The organism is Phyllobacterium sp. YR620 (assembly GCF_900104165.1).
GTDB lineage: Bacteria > Pseudomonadota > Alphaproteobacteria > Rhizobiales > Rhizobiaceae > Phyllobacterium > Phyllobacterium pellucidum.
The window spans coordinates 540,717-560,229 of the sequence record NZ_FNJP01000002.1; the positions used below are offsets into that span (position 1 = coordinate 540,717).

At 60.2% G+C, this 19,513-nt stretch carries 19 protein-coding genes; 9 read left to right on the top strand and 10 right to left on the bottom strand.

From position 1 onward, the window contains the following. Positions 1-12 precede the first annotated feature (12 nt). The 3 genes from BLR72_RS09420 (at position 13) to BLR72_RS09430 (ending at position 3,039) form a co-directional block, all read left to right on the top strand. Positions 13-1,674, top strand: coding sequence for a heme biosynthesis protein HemY (locus tag BLR72_RS09420; protein WP_091947675.1), 1,662 nt, complete (start codon positions 13-15; stop codon positions 1,672-1,674). Between the two features lie 115 nt (positions 1,675-1,789). Continuing rightward, entirely contained in the window at positions 1,790-2,266 is a 477-nt protein-coding gene (locus BLR72_RS09425) for a tellurite resistance TerB family protein (RefSeq protein WP_091947678.1), read from the top strand. 11 nt (positions 2,267-2,277) lie between these two features. After that, positions 2,278-3,039 (top strand): glutamine amidotransferase, encoded by a 762-nt coding sequence (locus BLR72_RS09430; protein ID WP_091947681.1) that lies wholly within the window; start codon positions 2,278-2,280, stop codon positions 3,037-3,039. Here BLR72_RS09430 and BLR72_RS09435 read toward each other — a convergent pair. Both BLR72_RS09435 and aqpZ read right to left on the bottom strand, forming a co-directional pair. After that, complete coding sequence (locus BLR72_RS09435; RefSeq protein WP_091947684.1) at positions 3,036-4,277, bottom strand: MFS transporter; 1,242 nt, start codon at positions 4,275-4,277, stop codon at positions 3,036-3,038. The two genes, BLR72_RS09430 and BLR72_RS09435, sit on opposite strands and share 4 nt — an antisense overlap. 123 nt (positions 4,278-4,400) lie before the next feature. After that, entirely contained in the window at positions 4,401-5,087 is a 687-nt protein-coding gene (gene aqpZ, locus BLR72_RS09440) for an aquaporin Z (protein WP_091947686.1), read from the bottom strand. A gap of 254 nt (positions 5,088-5,341) precedes the next feature. Between aqpZ and BLR72_RS09445 the strand changes: the two genes are divergently transcribed. Both BLR72_RS09445 and BLR72_RS09450 read left to right on the top strand, forming a co-directional pair. After that, positions 5,342-5,632, top strand: a complete 291-nt coding sequence (locus BLR72_RS09445) for a YggT family protein (protein ID WP_027231036.1) — start codon at positions 5,342-5,344, stop codon at positions 5,630-5,632. Then, positions 5,629-5,958, top strand: coding sequence for a DUF167 family protein (locus BLR72_RS09450; protein ID WP_091948608.1), 330 nt, complete (start codon positions 5,629-5,631; stop codon positions 5,956-5,958). The genes BLR72_RS09445 and BLR72_RS09450 overlap by 4 nt, the downstream gene beginning before the upstream one ends. A 3-nt stretch (positions 5,959-5,961) precedes the next feature. Here BLR72_RS09450 and ppa read toward each other — a convergent pair whose 3' ends face one another. The 6 genes from ppa to BLR72_RS09480 form a co-directional block, all read right to left on the bottom strand. Further along, entirely contained in the window at positions 5,962-6,501 is a 540-nt protein-coding gene (gene ppa / locus BLR72_RS09455) for an inorganic diphosphatase (protein ID WP_027231038.1), read from the bottom strand. A 161-nt stretch (positions 6,502-6,662) separates the two neighbouring features. Continuing rightward, the gene (locus tag BLR72_RS09460) at positions 6,663-7,169 is read right to left on the bottom strand and encodes a GNAT family N-acetyltransferase (protein WP_091947689.1); all 507 of its coding nucleotides are present in this window, start codon (positions 7,167-7,169) and stop codon (positions 6,663-6,665) included. 130 nt (positions 7,170-7,299) lie between these two features. Further along, positions 7,300-9,126 (bottom strand): translational GTPase TypA, encoded by a 1,827-nt coding sequence (gene typA, locus BLR72_RS09465; protein WP_091947692.1) that lies wholly within the window; start codon positions 9,124-9,126, stop codon positions 7,300-7,302. A gap of 186 nt (positions 9,127-9,312) precedes the next feature. After that, positions 9,313-10,698 carry a magnesium transporter gene (gene mgtE, locus BLR72_RS09470; protein ID WP_091920886.1) on the bottom strand — a complete coding sequence of 462 codons (1,386 nt, stop codon included), beginning with the start codon at positions 10,696-10,698 and terminating at the stop codon, positions 9,313-9,315. 248 nt (positions 10,699-10,946) lie between these two features. Further along, a complete protein-coding gene (locus BLR72_RS09475) occupies positions 10,947-13,388 on the bottom strand; it encodes a GcvT family protein (protein WP_091947695.1) in 2,442 nt (813 codons plus the stop codon). Next, complete coding sequence (locus tag BLR72_RS09480; protein ID WP_091947698.1) at positions 13,385-14,302, bottom strand: choline/ethanolamine kinase family protein; 918 nt, start codon at positions 14,300-14,302, stop codon at positions 13,385-13,387. Before BLR72_RS09480 ends, BLR72_RS09475 begins: the two co-directional genes overlap by 4 nt. A 376-nt stretch (positions 14,303-14,678) precedes the next feature. On the opposite strand from BLR72_RS09480, the gene BLR72_RS09485 reads away from it, so the two are divergent. Both BLR72_RS09485 and BLR72_RS09490 read left to right on the top strand, forming a co-directional pair. Beyond that, the gene (locus tag BLR72_RS09485; RefSeq protein ID WP_091947701.1) at positions 14,679-15,452 is read left to right on the top strand and encodes a DeoR/GlpR family DNA-binding transcription regulator; all 774 of its coding nucleotides are present in this window, start codon (positions 14,679-14,681) and stop codon (positions 15,450-15,452) included. 64 nt (positions 15,453-15,516) lie between these two features. Further along, entirely contained in the window at positions 15,517-16,086 is a 570-nt protein-coding gene (locus BLR72_RS09490; RefSeq protein ID WP_091947704.1) for a methylated-DNA--[protein]-cysteine S-methyltransferase, read from the top strand. 12 nt (positions 16,087-16,098) lie between these two features. Here BLR72_RS09490 and BLR72_RS09495 read toward each other — a convergent pair whose 3' ends face one another. Next, positions 16,099-17,469, bottom strand: a complete 1,371-nt coding sequence (locus BLR72_RS09495) for an aminotransferase-like domain-containing protein (protein ID WP_091947708.1) — start codon at positions 17,467-17,469, stop codon at positions 16,099-16,101. Between the two features lie 191 nt (positions 17,470-17,660). Between BLR72_RS09495 and BLR72_RS09500 the strand changes: the two genes are divergently transcribed. Beyond that, positions 17,661-18,050, top strand: a complete 390-nt coding sequence (locus BLR72_RS09500) for a DUF983 domain-containing protein (protein ID WP_091947709.1) — start codon at positions 17,661-17,663, stop codon at positions 18,048-18,050. Between the two features lie 9 nt (positions 18,051-18,059). Here the strand turns inward: BLR72_RS09500 and BLR72_RS09505 are convergent, their stop codons facing one another. Continuing rightward, the gene (locus tag BLR72_RS09505) at positions 18,060-18,800 is read right to left on the bottom strand and encodes an SDR family oxidoreductase (RefSeq protein ID WP_091947711.1); all 741 of its coding nucleotides are present in this window, start codon (positions 18,798-18,800) and stop codon (positions 18,060-18,062) included. A 101-nt stretch (positions 18,801-18,901) separates the two neighbouring features. Between BLR72_RS09505 and BLR72_RS09510 the strand changes: the two genes are divergently transcribed. Continuing rightward, complete coding sequence (locus BLR72_RS09510) at positions 18,902-19,510, top strand: TetR/AcrR family transcriptional regulator (RefSeq protein ID WP_091948610.1); 609 nt, start codon at positions 18,902-18,904, stop codon at positions 19,508-19,510. Positions 19,511-19,513 lie beyond the last annotated feature (3 nt).

Consider the following 19,513-nt stretch of genomic DNA (forward strand, 5'->3'; position numbering starts at 1 on the left):
TTCACGACGATCATGGCGCGTCTTCTTACATTCATCGTTGTCGTTCTGCTTCTTGGTATCGGATTTGCGTGGCTCGCCGACCGGCCGGGCGATCTGTTGGTCACTTTCGGCGGCATGCAATACAAAGTAACGCTGATGGTCGCTGCTTCGGCCATTGTCGCAGTCGTGGCCGCTGTGATGCTGACCTGGTGGGCGATCAAGAGCCTCGTCGCATCACCCTATGCATTGCGCCGGCATTTCCGGGCGCGCAAGCGTGATCGCGGCTACCAATCGCTTTCGACGGGGCTGATCGCGGCAGGTGCCGGCGATGGACCGACGGCATTGCGGATGGTCAAACAGGCCGAGAAGCTGCTTAACGTCGACCAGGAACCGTTGATCAAGCTGCTTGATGCCCAGGCGGCAATGCTCGAAGGGCGCGCCGACGATGCGCGGGCAAAATTCGAGGCGATGCTGGATGATCCCGAAACGAAGCTGCTTGGCCTGCGCGGTCTCTATCTGGAAGCGCAGCGGCTCGGGGCGCGGGATGCCTCGCGTCATTATGCCGAGGAGGCTGCGCAACTCGCGCCCAATGTCGAATGGGCAACGTCGGCGGCACTCGGCCAGAAGACAACTCACGGCGACTGGGACGGAGCGCTGGCGCTGCTCGAGAAGCAGAAGGCGGGCAAGCAGATCGACAAGGACCAAGTGAAGCGCGAACGGGCGGCGCTGCTGACCGCCAAGGCCATAGACCTCTTCGATGCAGATCCCGTCAGCGCACGGCCGATCGCACTCGAGGCCAACAAACTGGCGCCGGATTTGATCCCGGCTGCGATTATCGCGGCCAAGGTTCTGTTTCAGCAGAGCGAACTTCGCAAGGGATCGAAGATCCTCGAATATGTCTGGAAGAAACAGCCGCACCCGGACGTCGCCGAGACGTTCGTCCACGCCCGGCTTGGCGATTCGGCCATCGATCGGTTGAAACGTGCACGCCACCTCGCGGCGCTCTATCCGCACCATCCGGAATCCAATCTCGCCATTGCCAATGCGGCCCTCGCGGCCGGCGAACTGAGGGAAGCGCGCGAAGCTGCCGAGGCTGTTTTGCGCAGTGCTCCGCGCGAGAGTGCCTACCTGCTGCTCGCCGATATCGAGGAAGCGCAAACCGGCGACCAGGGCCGCGTGCGGCAGTGGCTTTCGCGGGCGGTCAAGGCGCCTCGCGATCCCGCATGGACGGCCGACGGCTATGTTTCCGACCAATGGGCGCCCGCGTCGCCTGTCACCGGAAAGCTCAACGCCTTCGAATGGAAGGTTCCAGTGGAGCAACTTGGGCCTGTGATCGATTACCAGCGCGAATTCGACGAAGCGATGGCCGAAACTCCGGCGGCATCCGCGCCACCTCGCGAAGATGTGAAGCCGCTGATACCTCCAAGGATCGAAGGCCGCGGCAATGCCGCCGCAAAGGTGTCGCGCGACGATGCGGATGTCGTCGATGCTGAGATCGTCGAACTTCAGCCCACTCCAAGGCCAGATGAAGATACAGCTTCGAAGACGCAACCTGTGGAAAAAACAGCGAAAATGCCGCCTAACCCGGACGAACCGCAGAAAGATGCTGAACTGGTCATCCCGGTTCCTGACGATCCGGGCGTGCGTCCGGAATATCAGGAAGAGCGCGCAAACAAGAAGTTCCGGCTGTTCTAGTTGCGCGTTGGTAGTCGTGCTCGCTTTTTGCGGCAACATGTACAGTGGCAGAACCATGCCTGCCACGCTATCTGTTGAATGATCTGCCCTCCCACAAGATACCGAAAGAATCTATATGCTTGATCGCCTCGTGACATTCTTCAAGGCCCTGCCGTCCGGCGAAGGCGACAAGGATCATTTTTCCAAGAACGATCCCCGGCTGGCAGCTGCGGCGCTTCTGTTCCACGTCATGGACGCCGATGGTGAACGGCGCAAATCCGAGCGCAAGCGCGTGTCGCAGCTAATATCGGAAGCCTACGGCCTGAAAGGCGAGGCCTTGAGGCGTCTTCTCAACGATGGTGAACAGGCCGACCAGGAAGCCGTCGATCTTTACAGCTTCACCAGCATCATCAAGCGCAATCTTGACGAAGAGGCGCGCATTCGTTTCATTGAACTCATGTGGGACGTGGTCTATGCCGACGGCACCGCGCACGAACTTGAGGACAACGTGGTCTGGCGCGTGGCGGAGCTGATCGGCGTATCGACGCGTGATCGCGTGACCATGAAGCAAAAAGCCGCCGAACGCGCCAAGCAGCCGGTTGTCGAGGAATAGGATCGGAGCGAATGTTCCAGACGGACTGGATGGAAAACAGGCAGCCGCAGCGGCCGAAGATCCTCACGGTACTGCATCAGGAACGTTCAAGTCCGGGCCGCGTCGGCCATCTTTTGATCGAATCGGGTTTCGCACTCGATATCCGCAGACCGCCGCTCGGCGATCCGCTTCCGGAAACGCTTGAAGACCATGCCGGCGCCGTCATTTTCGGCGGCCCGATGAGCGCCAACGATCCCGATGATTTCGTCCGCACCGAAACCGATTGGCTGGCCGTCCCGCTCGCCGAGGACAAGCCTTTCCTTGGCATTTGCCTCGGTGCGCAGATGCTCGCCAATCATCTTGGCGGCAAGGTTGGGCCGCACCCGCAAGGGCTCGTCGAAATTGGCTGGTATCCGCTGCAGGCAACTGAAGCCGGCAGCGCCCTGATGGACTGGCCCTCGATGGTTTATCATTTCCACCGCGAGGGTTTCGAACTGCCGCAGACCGCCACGCTGCTTGCGACAGGCGAGAGCTATCCCAATCAGGCCTTCCGCTATGGCAACAATGCCTGGGGCGTCCAGTTCCATGCGGAGCTGACCCGCGCGATGATGCAGCGGTGGGTCGTTCGCGGGTCCGAGCGTTTTGCTCTCTGCGGCGCCCAGCATGGAAGGATGCATCTCGAGGGCCGCATGATCCACGATGCCGTGCTCAAGGTCTGGCTGCACGGCTTCCTGGCGACGATCTTTGGCGTTCCGGCCCCGTCTAACAAGCTGTCGAGGCGAGAAGCCCTCTAGGTTCTGCCCTGAAGATTGCGCGCCTTGCGCAACTGCGGAAACCAATAGGCCCAAAGACCGGCAACCGCAACGGTGCCGATGCCACCGAAGACGACGGCAGGTATGGTGCCGATCAGGGAGGCCATGATGCCGGCGCGGAACTCACCGAGTTCGTTGGAAGCCCCGACGAAGACCATGTTGACCGCATTCACCCGGCCACGGACATGGTCTGGTGTCCACAATTGCAGCAGCGTTTCGCGGATATAGACGCTCACCATATCGGCGGCACCCATCAGGGCGAGAACGACGATCGACAGCCAGGCGATGTTCGAAACGCCGAACATGATCGTCAGCAGGCCGAACAGCGCGACAAAGGCAAACATGATGATCCCGGCGTGATCGCGGATCGGGTGCCCGGTGAGCCAGACGGCGGTCAAAATAGCACCGATGCCCGGCGCGGCGCGCAGCATGCCGAGACCCCAGGGGCCAAGTTGCAGGATGTCGCGAGCATAAACCGGCAATAGGGCGACTGCGCCGCCGAGAAGCACGGCGAAGAGATCGAGCGAGATTGCGCCGAGGACCACCTTCTCTTTCCAGATATAGTGAAAGCCAGCAAGGAGCGTCTGCAATGAGCGAGTTTCGGAAAGCGTATGCTGGGCCGGCTTTGGAATGGCGAATGTACAGGCGGCGGCCGCCGCAAGCATGGCGCTCGCTATGCCATAGGCGACGATCGGCGAAATGCCGTATAGCAAGCCACCGACGACCGGACCGACAATTGCGGCAATCTGCCATGCGGACGAGTTCCAAGAGACGGCGTTGGAGAACACCTCGGTCGGGACGAGGTTGACGACAAGCGACGCCGATGCCGGCCCAAGGAAGGCGCGGCCAATGCCAAAGCCGGCGAGAATGACGAAAACCAGTGCCGGCGAAAACATGTGAGCGATGGTGAGAAGGAGCAGCAGCACGGCGCAGACGAGTTCCACGCAGAGCGAAAGCCCCATGATAAGCCGGCGCCCGAAGCGGTCGGCTGCTGCCCCCGTGATCAGCACCAGGAGCAGGGATGGGGCAAATTGCACAAGGCCGACAATGCCGAGATAGAACGGATCGCGCGTCAGGTCGTAGATCTGCCAGCCGACCGACACGCTGATAATCTGGATGGCGAAAGAACCGCAAAAGCGGGCTAGCCAATAGAGCGTGAAGGACGAATGGCGAAAGGCGGCGTAGCGGTCATGCGCCGCTATCGTTTCTGGCGAGGACATTTTGCTTGAAAGGCTCCGGAATCTGGAGGCCCTTTTAAACCAGTTCGAGCCGAAATGGGATAAGCAATTGCGAAATAATCCAAGGAGGGCCGGCGCGCCGGCGCTCCTTGTGAACGTTGAAGGTCAATCCTTCCCGAGCAAGGATTTCCAGATGATCGCGCCGAGAGCGGCGCCAACCAGGGGCGCAACCCAGAACAACCACAACTGGCTGAGCGCTGCCGTGTCGGCAAACAGGGCGACACCGGTCGAACGCGCCGGGTTAACCGACGTATTGGTGACCGGGATCGACACAAGGTGGATCAGTGTCAGGCCTAGGCCGATGGGGATAGGCGCGAATCCGGCCGGTATCGCAGCCGATGTCGCGCCGAGGATGATAATGAGAAAGAAAGCGGTCATGACGATCTCGATCACCAGCGCCGAAGTGAGCCCGTATTTGCCGGGCGAAAGATCGCCATAGCCGTTCGACGCGAACCCTCCAGCGGCAAAATCGGGCTTGCCGGAGGCAATGAGATAAAGCACTGCGGCAGCGACGATGGCGCCCGCCAGTTGGGCGACCCAATAGGGAATGAGGTCCTTGAACTCGAACTGGCCGGCAATGGCAAGTCCAAGTGACACGGCGGGATTAAAGTGTCCGCCGGAGATACCGCCGACGGCAAAGGCCATGGTAAGAACCGTAAGACCAAAGGCCAATGCAACGCCAAGCAAACCAATACCGACAGCTGGAAACGCTGCCGCAATAACAGCGCTGCCGCAGCCACCGAGTACAAGCCAAAACGTTCCGAAGAATTCGGCAGATAGTTTATTCAGCATCGAAAACCCCCTTAAATAAAAAATCTAAACAAAATAGATCGAATCATGTGAGCAATATTAATCATATTTTTAATTCCAATAATATTCCTACACAAGTGGTGTCTCAGGGGGTGATGTGGTCGTAATCATCCAAGTACCAAATCTATACTACGTTAGTATAATGAATAATCATCGCAAAGCGCCAAGACCGCGACGACCTCTTGCCCCTAGCCGGGTCAATCGCTACATGTCGGCGTGACTGTTAGGAGAAACGAATGCTCGCCCTCATCCGCACCATCGATCTTGCCCTCGATATCTACACCTGGATCATTATTGCCAGCGCCATTTTCTCGTGGCTTTACGCCTTCAACGTCATCAATTCGAGCAACCGGTTCGTTGCATCTGTCGGCGATTTCCTGTTCCGCGTCACCGAACCGGCGCTGCGTCCGATCCGCCGCTTCCTGCCTGATCTCGGAGGCATCGACATATCGCCGATCGTGCTCCTGCTGATCATCTTCTTCATCCGCCAGCTGTTGTGGACGACAATCGCGCCGCTGCTGGTTTGATCGACCGGCAGAGCTGCTTCCGTGATGTGACGGACGGCGTCATCGTATTCGTACGTTTGACGCCTAAATCCACGAAGGATGCAGTCGAAGGGGTGGCGCTTGCAGCGGACCGGCACGCTCACCTGAAGGTGCGCGTCAGGGCAGTCCCCGAGGATGGCAAGGCTAATGCGGCGCTGGAAAAGCTTCTGGCCAAGGAGCTTGGCGTTGCGACAGGTGAGGTAGCGGTCGTATCGGGAGCGACGTCCCGGCTCAAACAGATAAAAATCCTGGGCGACCCGCACGCATTGGCTTCGAAGCTCGAAGCGCTGGGATCGCCCAAGGCATAGTTTTTACGAGGCGGTCTTGGCCTTGTGGCGCTCCATGGCCTCGGTGATGAGCTGGCGGGCGGCATCTTCATCGCCCCAGTCACCAATCTTCACCCATTTGCCGGGCTCGAGATCCTTGTAGTGTTCGAAGAAGTGCTGGATCTGCTTAAGCGTGATATCCGGCAAGTCGGTGTAGTTGTGAACCTTCTCGTAGCGAAGGGTCAGGTGCGGCGAGGGAACGGCGATGATCTTCTCGTCCTGGCCCTTATTGTCCTCCATGACCAGGACGCCGATCGGGCGGACATTGATGATGCTGGTCGGCATCAGCGCGCGTGTGTTGCAGATCAGGACGTCGATCGGGTCGCCGTCATCCGACAATGTGTGCGGTACGAAGCCGTAATTGCCCGGATAAGTCATCGGCGTGTGCAGGAAGCGATCGACAAAAAGCGCGCCGGAATCCTTGTCGAGTTCGTACTTGATCGGCTGACCGCCGACCGGAACTTCGATGATTACGTTGACGTCTTCGGGGGGATTGTTGCCGACAGGAATGGCATCGATGCGCATATTTTCAGAGTCCTTGTTGGTTTGGGAGTGCTGTACTGACTTTTAGGAGCCGGCGCAACAAGAGCGTCGCCTGAGCCGCGGCGAGCGCATGAGAGGCCGGCCTTGCAGCCGGTAAAGAAGTGGAGCGACTTCAGTCTGAACGGCTGGCATTGCGGAAGCCGTCAATTCCACACGAAGGCGAGTTTCTTCAGGGTCTTGCCTTCGAAACATTCAACGCCTTCGGCGACATCGCGGCCGCCCGCGCCCTCGTAGAATGAGGTGGCAAGGCCATTGTCTTCGAGCGCCCAGACGACCAATCCCTTCATCCCTTGGTCGACCAGGCTGCGCTTTGCCGCGCCGAGAAGCCGTGTGCCTAGGCCAAAGCCCTGATATTCCGGCCTGATATAGAGCTCGTAGACCTCGCCTTTCTGCGGCAATTGCCGCGCGCGATTTGGTCCGAGGGTCGCATAGCCGGCCACCACGCCGCCAATGTCCGCGACAAGTATTTGCGTCGAGCGCTGGATGGCGCGCGCCCACCACGTCGATCCGCGGCGCTGCAGCATGGTATTGAGCGCGCGATGCGGAATGATGCCGGTATAGGCACCTCTCCAGGCGGCAACGTGAATGTCCGAAATCGCCTCGGCGTCGGCCAGTTCAGCCCGTCTTATCTCGATCACATGGGTGTTCATGGTTTCTTAACCATAGACCCGAGGGCCGACCTTGGGCAACTGGGATCGCGACCGAAATTTGGCTGAGTTCACGAAAAAGAAAGGGCGACCAAATGGCCGCCCTTTCAATTGGATATTTGGTGCGGCTGGCTTACGCCGCGCCGGCGGTCTTGCTCTTTTCGAAGCGCTTGCGCTCGTTGGAATCGAGGTAGAGCTTGCGCAGGCGGATTGACTTCGGTGTCACTTCGACGAGTTCGTCGTCCTGGATCCATGACAGGGCGCGTTCCAGTGTCATGCGGATCGGTGGCGTCAGCTTGACGGCCTCGTCCTTGCCGGCGGCGCGGATGTTGGTGAGCTTCTTGCCCTTCAGCACGTTGACTTCGAGGTCGTTGTCACGCGAGTGAATGCCGATAATCATGCCCGCATAGACTTTGACACCAGCGTCGATGATCATTGGGCCGCGGTCTTCGAGGTTCCACATGGCAAAGGCCACCGACTCGCCCTGATCGTTCGAAATCAGAACGCCGTTGTTGCGGCCGGCGATTTCGCCCTTGTAGGGTTCATAGGCGCGGAACAGGCGATTCATGATGGCGGTGCCACGCGTGTCGGTCAGAAGCTCCGACTGGTAGCCGATGAGGCCGCGCGTCGGCGCATGGAAGACGAGGCGTACGCGATTGCCGCCGGAGGGGCGCAGCTCGACCATCTCGGCCTTGCGCTCCGACATCTTCTGCACGACCGTGCCGGAATACTCTTCGTCGACGTCGATGAGAACTTCCTCGATCGGCTCGAGCATGTTGCCACTTTCGTCCTTCTGCATGACGACGCGCGGACGTGACACGCCAAGTTCGAAGCCTTCGCGGCGCATGTTCTCGATCAGGACCGCCAACTGCAATTCGCCGCGGCCGGATACGTAGAACGAATCCTTGTCGCTCGATTCCTCGATGCGCAGGGCAACATTGCCCTCGGCCTCCTTGAACAGCCGATCGCGAATGACCCGGCTCGTGACCTTATCGCCTTCGGTGCCGGCAAGCGGCGAGTCGTTGACGATGAACGACATGGTGACGGTCGGCGGATCGATCGGCTGCGCCTGCAGGGGTTCGGTAACTTCCGGTGAACAGAAGGTATCAGCCACGGTGCCCTTCTGCAGTCCGGCAATCGCAACGATGTCGCCTGCCTGGGCTTCTTCGATCGGCTGGCGTTCAAGACCGCGGAAAGCCAGGATCTTGGAAATGCGGCCGGTTTCGAGCTGCGTCCCGTCGCCATGGAGAACCTTGGCTTGCTGGTTCGACTTTACGGTACCGGAGTGAATGCGGCCGGTGATGATACGGCCGAGGAACGGATCGGCCTCAAGGATCGTACCGATCATGCGGAACGGGCCTTCGCCGACGGTCGGTTCCGGCACGTGCTCAAGCACGAGGTCGAACAGCGGGGCAAGGCCCTGGTCCTGCGGGCCTTCCGGGTTCTTGGCCATCCAGCCGCTGCGGCCGGAGCCGTAGAGGATAGGGAAGTCGAGCTGTTCGTCGGTCGCGTCGAGAGCGGCAAAGAGATCGAAGACTTCGTTGACGACTTCTTCGTGGCGCGCGTCGGGGCGGTCGATCTTGTTGATCGCGACGATCGGACGGAGCCCCACCTTCAGCGCCTTGCCGACGACGAATTTCGTCTGCGGCATCGGGCCTTCGGCAGCGTCAACGAGAACGATCGCGCCGTCCACCATGCTGAGAATGCGTTCGACCTCGCCGCCGAAATCGGCGTGTCCGGGCGTGTCGACGATGTTGATGCGCGTGTCCTTCCAGACGACCGACGTGGCCTTGGCGAGAATGGTGATCCCGCGTTCCTTTTCGATGTCGTTGGAATCCATCATGCGCTCGGCGACGCGCTGGTTGTCGCGGAAATTGCCGGACTGTTTCAGGAGTTCGTCAACGAGCGTGGTTTTGCCATGGTCAACGTGTGCGATGATCGCGATGTTGCGCAGTTTCATTGGGTTCTCTTTGGAAGATTAGGGACGCCACATATGATGCGCCGCTTTACATTTGCGCGCTCCATACATGTTTTTTCGCAATTGCGAAAGGGGTCAAAGCATTTGGGGGCTGCATTGCAGCCATGCAGATGCGCTTCTGCGCGGGGGTCGTGCGCGGCGAACGAGAACCGTCCGCCGCGCGCAGTTTCAAAGCAATGTTCCCGACAGGATCATCAGGGCGATGCTAAAGTAGATGATGAGGCCGGTGACATCGACAAGCGTTGCCACGAAGGGCGCGGAGGCGCTCGCCGGGTCGAAACCGATCTTCTGCAGGATGAACGGCAGCATGGAGCCGGCCAGCGACCCGAAAGTGACAATGCCGACGAGGGCCGTCCCCACCGTTGCCGCAACGAGATGCCAATGGACGCCATAATCGTAGAGGCCGAGCATCTGCCAGGTCGAGATGCGAATGACGCCGATCAGGCCAAGGAAAGTGCCGAGCACGATCCCGGTCGGCAGTTCCCGCAGCGCGACCCGCCACCAATCCTTCAGCCGCAACTCCTGCAGGGCAAGGGCGCGGATCAAGAGAGAGGTCGCCTGCGAGCCCGAATTCCCGCCTGAACTCATGATGAGCGGGATGAACAGGGTCAGCACAACGGCCTTCTCGAGTTCGCCCTCGAAGTGTTGCATGGCACTCGCCGTCAGCATTTCGCTGAGGAAAAGAACGCCGAGCCAGCCCGCGCGCTTGCGGATCATCTGGAGAAAGCCGATCTGCATATAGGGCTTGTTCAAAGCCTCCATGCCGCCGAACTTCAGCGTATCCTCGGTCATCTCCTGGGTCATGGCGTCGATCACATCATCGACGGTCACGATGCCGATGATCTGGTTGCCGTCATTGACTACGGGAACGGCGAGGAGGTCGTGCTTGCGGAACAGCCGAGCGACATCCTCCTGATCGGTAAGCGGCCCCACGGTGACCGGCGCAACGTCGCGGCCCACGGTCATGATCGAGGCTTCGGGCTCGCTGGCGATCAGGCGGCGAAGGGCCACTGCGCGCAGCAGGCTGCGGTTCTCAGGATCGATCACATAGATGGCGTAGACCGTCTCGCGGGACCGTTCGACTTCGCGAATGTGTTGTAGCGTGCGCGCAACGCTCCAGTTGGCGGGGACGCTGACGAATTCGGTCGTCATCAGGCTGCCAGCTGTATGGGGCGGATAGCGCAGCAGTTTGGCGAGGGCCTGTTGGGTTTCGTGGCCAAGGCCTGGAAACAGCCGGTCCCGCGCCTCGGCATCCAGTTCATGGAAGATATCGGTGACGCGGTCTGCCGACATGGCGTCGAGCAGTTCGCATGCGATGACGTCGGGAAGCGCCTCGATGATGGCGCCTGCCGAATGCAATTCCGGCTGGTCAAGGATGAGCACCGCATGGTCGCGCGGCATCTCGGCAATGATGCCGACGGTATCGTTCTGTTCGAGCTCGTTGAGAAGCTCGACGGCATCGGCAGCCTGCATGGTTGCCAGCTGTTCGGCAATGGTTGCGGCCGGTGCCGAACCGGCATCAACCACACCTTGGGTAAAGCGAAGGTCGTTCATTTTGCTCGCCTTTCTGTCGATCCGCCGTCACGGGGACCGAGGCGAGCTGATCTCTCAACAGGCCACGATCGCCGATGACGGCGCAAACAATCGACTTTGACTGTCGTCGTTGGGCATTAGAGATAAACTCCGGTTGAAAGATACGTTGGGCGCAAACGAGCGACCCAGCGCGCTGTCATTTGGTCTTGTCCAGGATTAATGTCAAGCCCCGGCGGAAAGCGGCAGGGAACACATCTTCGTGCGCCGCTTCAGGCTCTTATTCGCTCATTGCGTGGGTCGTAAAGTGGCTCGATGTGGACCTTTGCGGCGAATGGCTCGTTGGCGACAATGAGCTCGTACTTGCCTTCGGCGAGGAATGTGTCGTCGACACCTTCTGCATTGCGGATGTAGCCGTAACCGATGGGGCTATCGACGGTATAGCCAAAGCCGCCGCTGGTGAGATAGCCCACCGGCTCGCCATTGCGCAGGATCGTTTCGCGTCCAAGCAGAACGACGTCCCTGTCGATAACCGTGATCCCGACGAGCCGCTTCCCGAGCGGGGCATTGCGCGTGGCCTCCGCTGCTTGCCTGCCAAGAAAATCGGTGTTGCTCTTGAGCTTGACCGCCCAACCCAGGCCGGCTTCAAAGGGGGAGTCATTCGGGGTGATGTCGCTGCCCCAGGCGCGATAGCCTTTTTCGAGACGCAGCGATTCGAGCGCGCGGTAACCTACCGGCCTGATGGCGAAAGGCTCGCCCGCCTGCATGAGCGCATCGAACACAGCGCCGGTCGCGGCGATTGGAACGTGCAATTCCCAGCCGAGTTCGCCCACATAGGTAACCCGTAGCGCCCGGACCGTGGTGCCGGCGATGTCGATCTCGCGCACGTGGCCGAACGGGAAGGCGGCATTGCCAACGTCGCTTGTCGTCACCCTGGCCAGCACGTTGCGCGCGTCCGGCCCCATCAATGAGAGCGTTCCGAAGCACTCCGTAATGTCCTCAAGCGTCGCATCGAGATCGCTGCCGATATGATCCCGGATCCAGGCGAAATCATGCGTCCGGAAGCCGGTACCGGTGACGATGTAGAACCTGTCGTCCGTCAGCCGCGCCACGGTCAGGTCGCACTCGATGCCGCCGCGCGTGTTGAGCATCTGCGTATAGGTAAGCCGGCCGACTGGCTTCGAGACGTCGTTGGCGCAGATGTAGTCGAGCGCCTTGCCGGCATCCTTGCCGCCAAGCTCGTACTTGGCAAACGACGACTGATCGAAGATGCCGACTTTCTCGCGCACGTGCCGGTGCTCGTCGCCGACGGCCTTGAACCAGTTCTGCCGGCCCATGGAATAGATGTCCTCGGCCGAAGTCCCTTCAGATGCGAACCAGTTTGGCCGCTCCCATCCAAGCTTCGAGCCGAACACGGCGCGATGCTGCTTTAGGCGATCATAGAGCGGCGAGACGATGGCCGGTCTGCCTGACGTGTATTCTTCATGGGGAAAGCCGATGGTGTAATGCTTGCCATAGGCTTCGAGCGTGCGGTCGAGCACCCACTGGCGATCGCGGTGCAGATTGGAAAATCGGCGGATATCTACGGCCCAAAGATCAAGCGGCGATTCCCCGTCGACCACCCATTGCGCCAGCACCCAGCCGGCGCCGCCGCCCGAGGCGATGCCGAAGGCGTTGAAGCCGGCGCCGACGAACATGTTGGCGCATTCGGGTGCGATGCCGAGAATGAAATTGCCGTCGGGGGTGAAGCTTTCCGGCCCGTTGATCATCTGCTTCACGCCAACGTTTGCCATGGCGGGTATTCGATCGATGGCCTGGACCATGTGTTGCTCGAAATGGTCGAAATCATCGTCGAACAGGCGGAACTGCCAGTCATTCGGCACGTCCGCCGTCGTCCAGGCCTGCGGATTCGGTTCATAGCCGCCCATCACCAGCCCGCCGACCTCTTCCTTGAAATAGGTACGGCGGTCGGGATCGCGGATCGTCGGTGCCTCGGCAGACAGGCCTTCGATCCTGTCGGTGATGATGTACTGGTGCTTGACCGGCTGCAGCGGCACATTGATGCCGGCCATTTCGCCTACCTGCCGCGCCCATTGGCCCGCACAGTTGACGACCTTCTCACAGGCGATGTCGCCCTTGTCGGTCTTCACCTTGACGATGCGGCCGTCGTCCATCTCAAATCCGGTGACCCGGACGTTCTCGATGAGCTTGGCGCCGTGCATGCGCGCGCCGCGCGCCAGCGATTGGGTGATGTCCGAAGGGCTCGCCTGACCATCCGTCGGCAACCAGCTCGCGCCTATGAGATCGCCGACCTCCATGAGCGGGAACATGGATTTAACCTCCTGCGGGGAAAGCAGATGCATGTCCATGCCGAAGCTGCGCGCGGTGGTCGCCAGCCGGCGAAACTCGGTCCAGCGATCTTCATTGGTGGCGAGGCGCAGGCACCCGGTCATCTTCCAGCCGGTGGCGAGGCCGGTTTCAGCGTCGAGCCGTTTGTACAAGTCGACGGAATATTTGAGAACCCGCGTGATCGAGGCCGAGGAGCGCAACTGGCCGACAAGTCCCGCCGCATGCCAGGTCGAGCCGGACGTCAGCTGGCCCATTTCGAGGAGAACCACATCGACCTTGTGGTCCCTGGCGAGATGGTAAGCTGTCGAGCAGCCGATAATGCCGCCGCCGATGACGACGATCTGCGCATGGGTTGGCAGGCTCATGATATGGTCTTTCCGTATAATGTTCTGTAGTGGTCCAGCGCCTCGTCCAGCCGCTGTAAATTCTCGGTCGTGTAGGCGACGTAGTCGACACCTGGCGCCTTCAGATGCAGTTCCGAGACCATGCTCCACATCGCCTCGCGCAGCAGCGAGGCGCATTGCATGGCGGCGTGCGCGCGGGTCAGTGCGGCATCGGGCCTCGCCCGGAAATAGGCATCCAGCAATGCCTCGGACTCGTCTGCATCAAACCCTGCGTTTGAGGCCAGCCCGGCAAGGTCGAACATCGCCGTCGAGAACCCGGCATATTCGAAATCGATGAGCCACAGCTTTTCCCCGTCATCGAGAATATTGGCAGGGAGAAGATCATTATGGCTGAAGATGATCGGCAGGGGCTTTTGCGCCGCCTCCATTTCGTCGGAGATCGCCAGATAGACGGGAAGTTGATGCGCCAAGCGGCTTTTGCCGGCTTCCAGCGTGCGGGCATAGTCGCGAATGACGTGGAAGACCCAGAACATGAATCCGGGTCCGCGAATATGTTCAGGCATGCGTGTATGGAACTGGCGGACCATGTCGGCAATTCGCGGAATATTGGCGCGCACATCGCGGGCGTCATAGGTTCGAGCACCAAGGAATGCCGTCACCATGACGCCGTCATCGGCGAGAAAGACTTCCGGCGCAAATCCGGCAAGGTGCGCAGCACGCGCGGTCATCACCTCGCGCTGGCGGAATACGTGGTGAAACGGATAGTCCGTGCCGAAGCGCACCACATATTTGCGGCTTGCGTCCTCTACCACGTAGCTTTCATTGCTGATGCCGCCCTTCAAAAGGGCAATGCTTATCTCGCCTTGCCAGATGGGAAGCGCCGCGATGCGCCGCGCTACGGGCTCACCAGGGTGCACGTCAGGCGCGGGGGCCATTGGCGACGCCTACCGTGTATGGCCCGGCAGGAACGCGCCGGTCGGCGAGCAGAAAAAAAGTGCGCGGTCAGACTGACTCACCACGAGGGAGGCAACCTGTCCCCTGAAGGTTGTGGACTCTCCGGTAACAGGCAATCCGTCTATGGCAAAGACTTTCACTCAGGATCCTCGCGGTATCTTGGGTACCTGCAAGGATTGGCCCTCCTCATGGTGAGCCAGTCTAACCGCGCACTACCGCCAACCCCATCGATGGGATCGTCTGCCAAGTTCGCGCATCTGTCAACATATTTATGTGGCATAATGTGGCTTTATCGCCTGATACTGGTAAAATATGTGGTAATGGTGCGGCTTAGGCATCAAATTTTGAGGTTTTGGCATGAGTGCAAAGCGGCGCGGCGAAATTCGGCGGTTACTGCAAGAGGAAGGCACGATCTCGATCTCCGATCTTGCCAACAAGCTCGGCGTCTCGCTCGAAACCATCAGGCGCGACGTCAAGCCCATGACGGACTCGGGCGTTCTCACGCGCATCCATGGCGCCGTCGGGTTGCCGCAGCATATTGGCGAGGCGCCGTTCGAGATGCGCATGCGCGAAAATGCGAGCGCCAAGCGCTTGATTGCCCAATGGGTCGCAGCGACAATCCGCGATGGTGAGTCGGTGATGCTCGATACAGGCACCACGACAAGCTTTCTTGCCCGCGAGTTGCTGCAGCACCGCAACCTGACGGTGGTCACGAACTCCTCCGATATTGCGCGCACGCTTGCAACGGTAAACGGCAACAGGGTGTTCATGGCGGGCGGCGAATTGCGCAGCGATAGCGGCGCCGCCTTTGGGGTATCCGCTATCGAATTCGTCAGCCGCTTCAGCGTTGCCCATGCGGTCATCTCGGTGGGCGCGCTCGACGCGCCGGGAGGCATAACGGACTACGACCTCGAAGAGGCAGAGTTTGCCCGCACGGTACTATCGCGTGGTGCAAGGACAATAGCGATAACGGACGCATCAAAGTTCGGACGGCGCGGTCTTGTGCAGGTTTGCGACTTTAACGGCATCGACGAACTTGTGACCGACCGCGATCCCCCGGGCGACATTGTGCAGGCGCTTCACGCCGCCGGCACCACTGTGACCGTGGCATCGGCGGCGGCGCACTCCTGACAGGAATCGGATTGGCTGGCCTCGGCAGAATGGTACGATCTGGACCGAATCAGGAGGTCGCTACATGATCAGGCTCTTACTTCGCGACACGATCGAAACACAGCTCGGACCAATGATCGCCATGGCAAGCGGCGAAGGGCTGTCCCTGCTCGAATTTGCTGACCGGCCTGCACTTGCCTCGGAAGTCGATGAGTTGCAACGACGTTATGGCTATATGATCGAGCCGGGGCGAAATGCAGTCCTCGATCAGATCGAGTCGGAGCTTGCTGCTTATTTTGCGGGGGAATTGACCGTATTTGAAACGCCGCTCGTCCTGCCGGGGAATGTGTTCCAGAATGAAGTCTGGGAGCGGCTGCGGGAAATACCTTACGGCCAGACCCGGAGCTATGGAGGGATGGCACGCGCTATGGGCCGCCCGAATGCCAGCCGTGCTGTCGGCGCCGCCAATGGCCAGAACCGCGTCGCTATCGTGGTTCCGTGCCACAGAGTCATCGGTGCGGATGGGTCGTTGACGGGTTATGGGGGCGGCCAGCGGCGCAAGCGTTTCCTCATCGACCTTGAGCACCGCACGTTCGCCGCTACGGCAACCCGTCCGGCATTTCATCCGATAACCGCTCAGGGCTCTCTGTTCTGAGAACTGTCGCGCCTATACAATCATTCCAGGGCTGAACTTCGGTTCGCGCAACAGGCGATCGAGCAGGACCAGACCCTGTTCCAATTTGGTCCTGTCGGGGGCTGCGCCGAGGGAAACACGGACCGCTTCCATGCTTGGTGCCCCGATGCTGAACGCCGAGGCTGGCACGACACCCAGCCCGGAGCGAATGGCGAGCGCGGCAAATTCTCCGGCGTGCCATTGCTGTGGCAGCGACAGCCAGAGATGATGACCGCCATGTTGGGCTCTATAGGTCCAGTCTTTAAGAATCCGTGCCGCGAGGGCCTGGCGTTCCCGGCTTTCCGATCTGATGGTGGTCGCGATCTCCCGGAGCGTTCCCGTCTGAATGAAATCGGCCGCGAGCGCGGTGAGCAGCGGCGATGGACCCGGGTTGCTGGCACGCAGGCTGGAACCAAGCTTCAGGGCATCGAGCGCCGAAGGACAGGCGACGAAAGCAATGCGCAGAGCCGGAGCCACGCATTTCGACAATGTGGCGATGTGCCATGTCAGGCCGGGGGCGAGCGCTGCAAGCGCCGGTATCGGCTTGTCGAGCAGCTCCGCGTAGGGATCGTCTTCGATGACAGCTACCCTATAGCGAGCGGCGATTGCAGCAATGGTTCGCCGCCGCGCAAGCGGCATCGTCGCGGTGGTCGGGTTGTCTATGGACGGGATAATGTAGAGCGCTTTGGGCGGCTCATCCCGGCAGCATTCCTCGAAGCTTTCTGGCGTAATTCCGGCTTCATCCATGGCGAGTGGGTACAGCTTGAGGCCAAGGGATGACGCTGCAGATTTGAGCCCCGGGTAGGTTGACGCGCCCGCCGCTATGGTTGCGCCTGGGCCGAGAAGATTGCAGACGGCAAAGAGGGCGCTCTGAGCCCCGCCAGCAACGACGAGGCGATCCTTATCGGGCGTGGCACCGAGACGGGGAGCGAGCCAGGACGCTGCCGCCGCTCGGGACGACGCGCTTCCGGCCGTTTCCTGGTAGGACAACAGCCGGTTTTGTCCATTGGCGAGAACGGCGCCAATGCCGTTTGCGATGCGGGCGGGCAGGTCCGCGGGTTGCGGAGGTATGTTCATGGTCAAATCGAGTTCATTTGCCTGTGCTGCTACAGTCGCCTGAACGGCAGGCGCCTTTACGAATGTGCCGGAACCGATGCGGCCCTCGATGTGGCCCGACCGACGCACCTCGCTAAGGGCACGTGTTACTGTCGTCAGATCGACGCCGAGTTCGCGCGCAATTTCGCGCTGCGGCGGCAGGGCATCGCCGGATTTGACGGCACCGGACGCAATATCGGCTCGCAATGCATCCGCTATGCCCTGGTGCTTGTAGCGGGCGTCGACAGCAATTCGAGGCTTCCATTTCATCAAGGTCACCTAATTGTATGGACATATTGTCCATACAATTAGAATAGATGTTATCGGATAGCAAGCCATTTTGTCGCTATTGCTCAACTGTGGCTTTAAGTTTCGCGAAAACGGCGTATATTGAGTTCAAGCATCGATTACTTGTATGGGTGTAGGTGCCATACAATCTGCAGCCGCGAAAGGCCACGCAAATGTCAGACGCTCGCTATCATGCGACAGAGAATCCGATGAAAACGGGCATTCTCGGACGGTGCCCGCAATGCCAGCAGGGGCATTTGTTCAATGGCTTCCTGAAACTTGCTCCGTCCTGCGAGGTCTGCGGTCTCGACTATTCCTTTGCCGATCCCGCCGACGGGCCCGCCTTCTTCGCCATGACGATCGTTGCTGTTCCAGCGATGCTTTTCGCGCTGTGGCTGCAGACGACCTACGAAGTATCGATCTGGCTGCATCTCATCACCACGCTGCCGCTGACGCTGCTTGGCAGTCTGGTCCTGTTGCGGCCGTTGAAGGGCTGGCTCGTCTGCTCGCAATATTTCCACAAGGCCGAAGAAGGCAAGCTTGTTCGTAAGGGTGACATTTAAGCCTCACGATCAAATGTTGGTCCCGCCGTCGACGGTCAGCGATGCGCCGGTAATGAAGCGACCTTCCTCGCCCGAAAGAAAGGCGACCACCCCGGCAATATCCTGAGCCCTGCCGAAGCGCGGAATGGCCATGAGGGCGCGCTGGGCGTCGGCATGATCGCCGTCGGCCGGATTCATGTCCGTATCCGTGGAACCGGGCTGGACTATATTGACGGTAATCTCCTTCGGGCCAAGGTCCCGCGCCAGCGCTTTCGTCAAGCCCGTCAGCGCAGCCTTGCTGGTCGCATAGATGCTGAGCCCGGTGAACGGTACACGCTCACCGAGATTGCTGCCGATCGATACAATGCGTCCACCGGCACTCATGAGGGCTGCGGCCGCCTTGGAGGCGACGAAGCTGGCACGGACATGGATGGACATGACGCGGTCGAACTCCGCAAGGCTCGCCGTTTCGATCTGGTCCACCGAGAAGACGCCGGCGCTGTTCACCAGGATATCGAGCCGCCCGAACCGCGCGTGCGCTTCATGGACAGCGGCCTCGACGGCCGCGGCGTCAAGATTGTCCGCCTTGATGGCGATTGCCTTGCGTCCGAGGCCCTCGATTGAATTGACAACGGCCTCGGCCTTCTGCGCGCTGCTGGTATAGGTAAGGGCGATATCGGCACCATCCTCCGCTAGTTTCAGAGCGATCGCAGCGCCGATGCCGCGGCTGCCGCCGGTGACGAAAGCGACTTTGTTGTTGAGACGAGACATTCAATGTTCCTTTATGTAATGATCGATACATAAATACCTAAGATGCTTGCGCCTCACCGTCAAGCTATTTATATATTGATCACTACAGAAAGGTTATGACGATGCCGCCACGCGGACGCCCGCGATCATTCAACAGGGAAGAAGCCTTGGCTCGCGCCATGGAGCTATTCTGGTCGCGCGGCTACGAAGGCGCCTCCATGACCGACCTTACCGAGGTGATGGAGATCAATGCGCCTAGTCTCTACGCCGCCTTCGGCAGCAAGGCCGGGTTGTTCGAGCAGGCGCTTGAACTTTACCAAAGGAATGTCGGGCTGGAGATCTGGGAGGCCCTGGAAGCGCCCAAGGCGCGTGAAGGCTTTGCCAATTTTCTCAAAGAAACAGCGCTCGCCTATTCGCAGCCCGATCAGCCGCACGGCTGCCTTGTTGTTCTTGGCGCGCTTCACGGCGAACGCGGATCGGAACCGGCCTGCGCTCTTTTGAAGAAACAACGCCTTGGCAACGCAGTTAAACTGCGCGACCGGCTGGAGCGCGCCATAAGCGAGGGCGAATTACCGTCAAGCGTCGATTGCGATCAGATTGCCGAGTTCTACGCGACGGTCCAGCATGGCATGTCGATCACCGCCCGCGACGGCGCGTCGCGCGAGACGCTGATGCGCACCGCCCAGGCCGCCATGGCAGCCTGGGATTCGCTGATAGCCGGCGCTGGTTAGCCC

What these genes read in the sequence shown, in the direction of transcription:
- BLR72_RS09500 (WP_091947709.1), top strand. Translation starts at nt 17,661, where the DNA reads ATGTCAGACGCTCGCTATCATGCGACAGAGAATCCGATGAAAACGGGC.
- BLR72_RS09485 (WP_091947701.1), top strand. Translation starts at nt 14,679, where the DNA reads ATGAGTGCAAAGCGGCGCGGCGAAATTCGGCGGTTACTGCAAGAGGAA.
- typA (WP_091947692.1), bottom strand. Translation starts at nt 9,126, where the DNA reads ATGAAACTGCGCAACATCGCGATCATCGCACACGTTGACCATGGCAAA.
- BLR72_RS09435 (WP_091947684.1), bottom strand. Translation starts at nt 4,277, where the DNA reads ATGTCCTCGCCAGAAACGATAGCGGCGCATGACCGCTACGCCGCCTTT.
- BLR72_RS09480 (WP_091947698.1), bottom strand. Translation starts at nt 14,302, where the DNA reads ATGGCCCCCGCGCCTGACGTGCACCCTGGTGAGCCCGTAGCGCGGCGC.
- BLR72_RS09420 (WP_091947675.1), top strand. Translation starts at nt 13, where the DNA reads ATGGCGCGTCTTCTTACATTCATCGTTGTCGTTCTGCTTCTTGGTATC.
- BLR72_RS09445 (WP_027231036.1), top strand. Translation starts at nt 5,342, where the DNA reads ATGCTCGCCCTCATCCGCACCATCGATCTTGCCCTCGATATCTACACC.
- mgtE (WP_091920886.1), bottom strand. Translation starts at nt 10,698, where the DNA reads ATGAACGACCTTCGCTTTACCCAAGGTGTGGTTGATGCCGGTTCGGCA.
- BLR72_RS09510 (WP_091948610.1), top strand. Translation starts at nt 18,902, where the DNA reads ATGCCGCCACGCGGACGCCCGCGATCATTCAACAGGGAAGAAGCCTTG.
- ppa (WP_027231038.1), bottom strand. Translation starts at nt 6,501, where the DNA reads ATGCGCATCGATGCCATTCCTGTCGGCAACAATCCCCCCGAAGACGTC.
- BLR72_RS09460 (WP_091947689.1), bottom strand. Translation starts at nt 7,169, where the DNA reads ATGAACACCCATGTGATCGAGATAAGACGGGCTGAACTGGCCGACGCC.
- BLR72_RS09430 (WP_091947681.1), top strand. Translation starts at nt 2,278, where the DNA reads ATGTTCCAGACGGACTGGATGGAAAACAGGCAGCCGCAGCGGCCGAAG.
- aqpZ (WP_091947686.1), bottom strand. Translation starts at nt 5,087, where the DNA reads ATGCTGAATAAACTATCTGCCGAATTCTTCGGAACGTTTTGGCTTGTA.
- BLR72_RS09505 (WP_091947711.1), bottom strand. Translation starts at nt 18,800, where the DNA reads ATGTCTCGTCTCAACAACAAAGTCGCTTTCGTCACCGGCGGCAGCCGC.
- BLR72_RS09425 (WP_091947678.1), top strand. Translation starts at nt 1,790, where the DNA reads ATGCTTGATCGCCTCGTGACATTCTTCAAGGCCCTGCCGTCCGGCGAA.
- BLR72_RS09495 (WP_091947708.1), bottom strand. Translation starts at nt 17,469, where the DNA reads ATGAAATGGAAGCCTCGAATTGCTGTCGACGCCCGCTACAAGCACCAG.
- BLR72_RS09475 (WP_091947695.1), bottom strand. Translation starts at nt 13,388, where the DNA reads ATGAGCCTGCCAACCCATGCGCAGATCGTCGTCATCGGCGGCGGCATT.
- BLR72_RS09490 (WP_091947704.1), top strand. Translation starts at nt 15,517, where the DNA reads ATGATCAGGCTCTTACTTCGCGACACGATCGAAACACAGCTCGGACCA.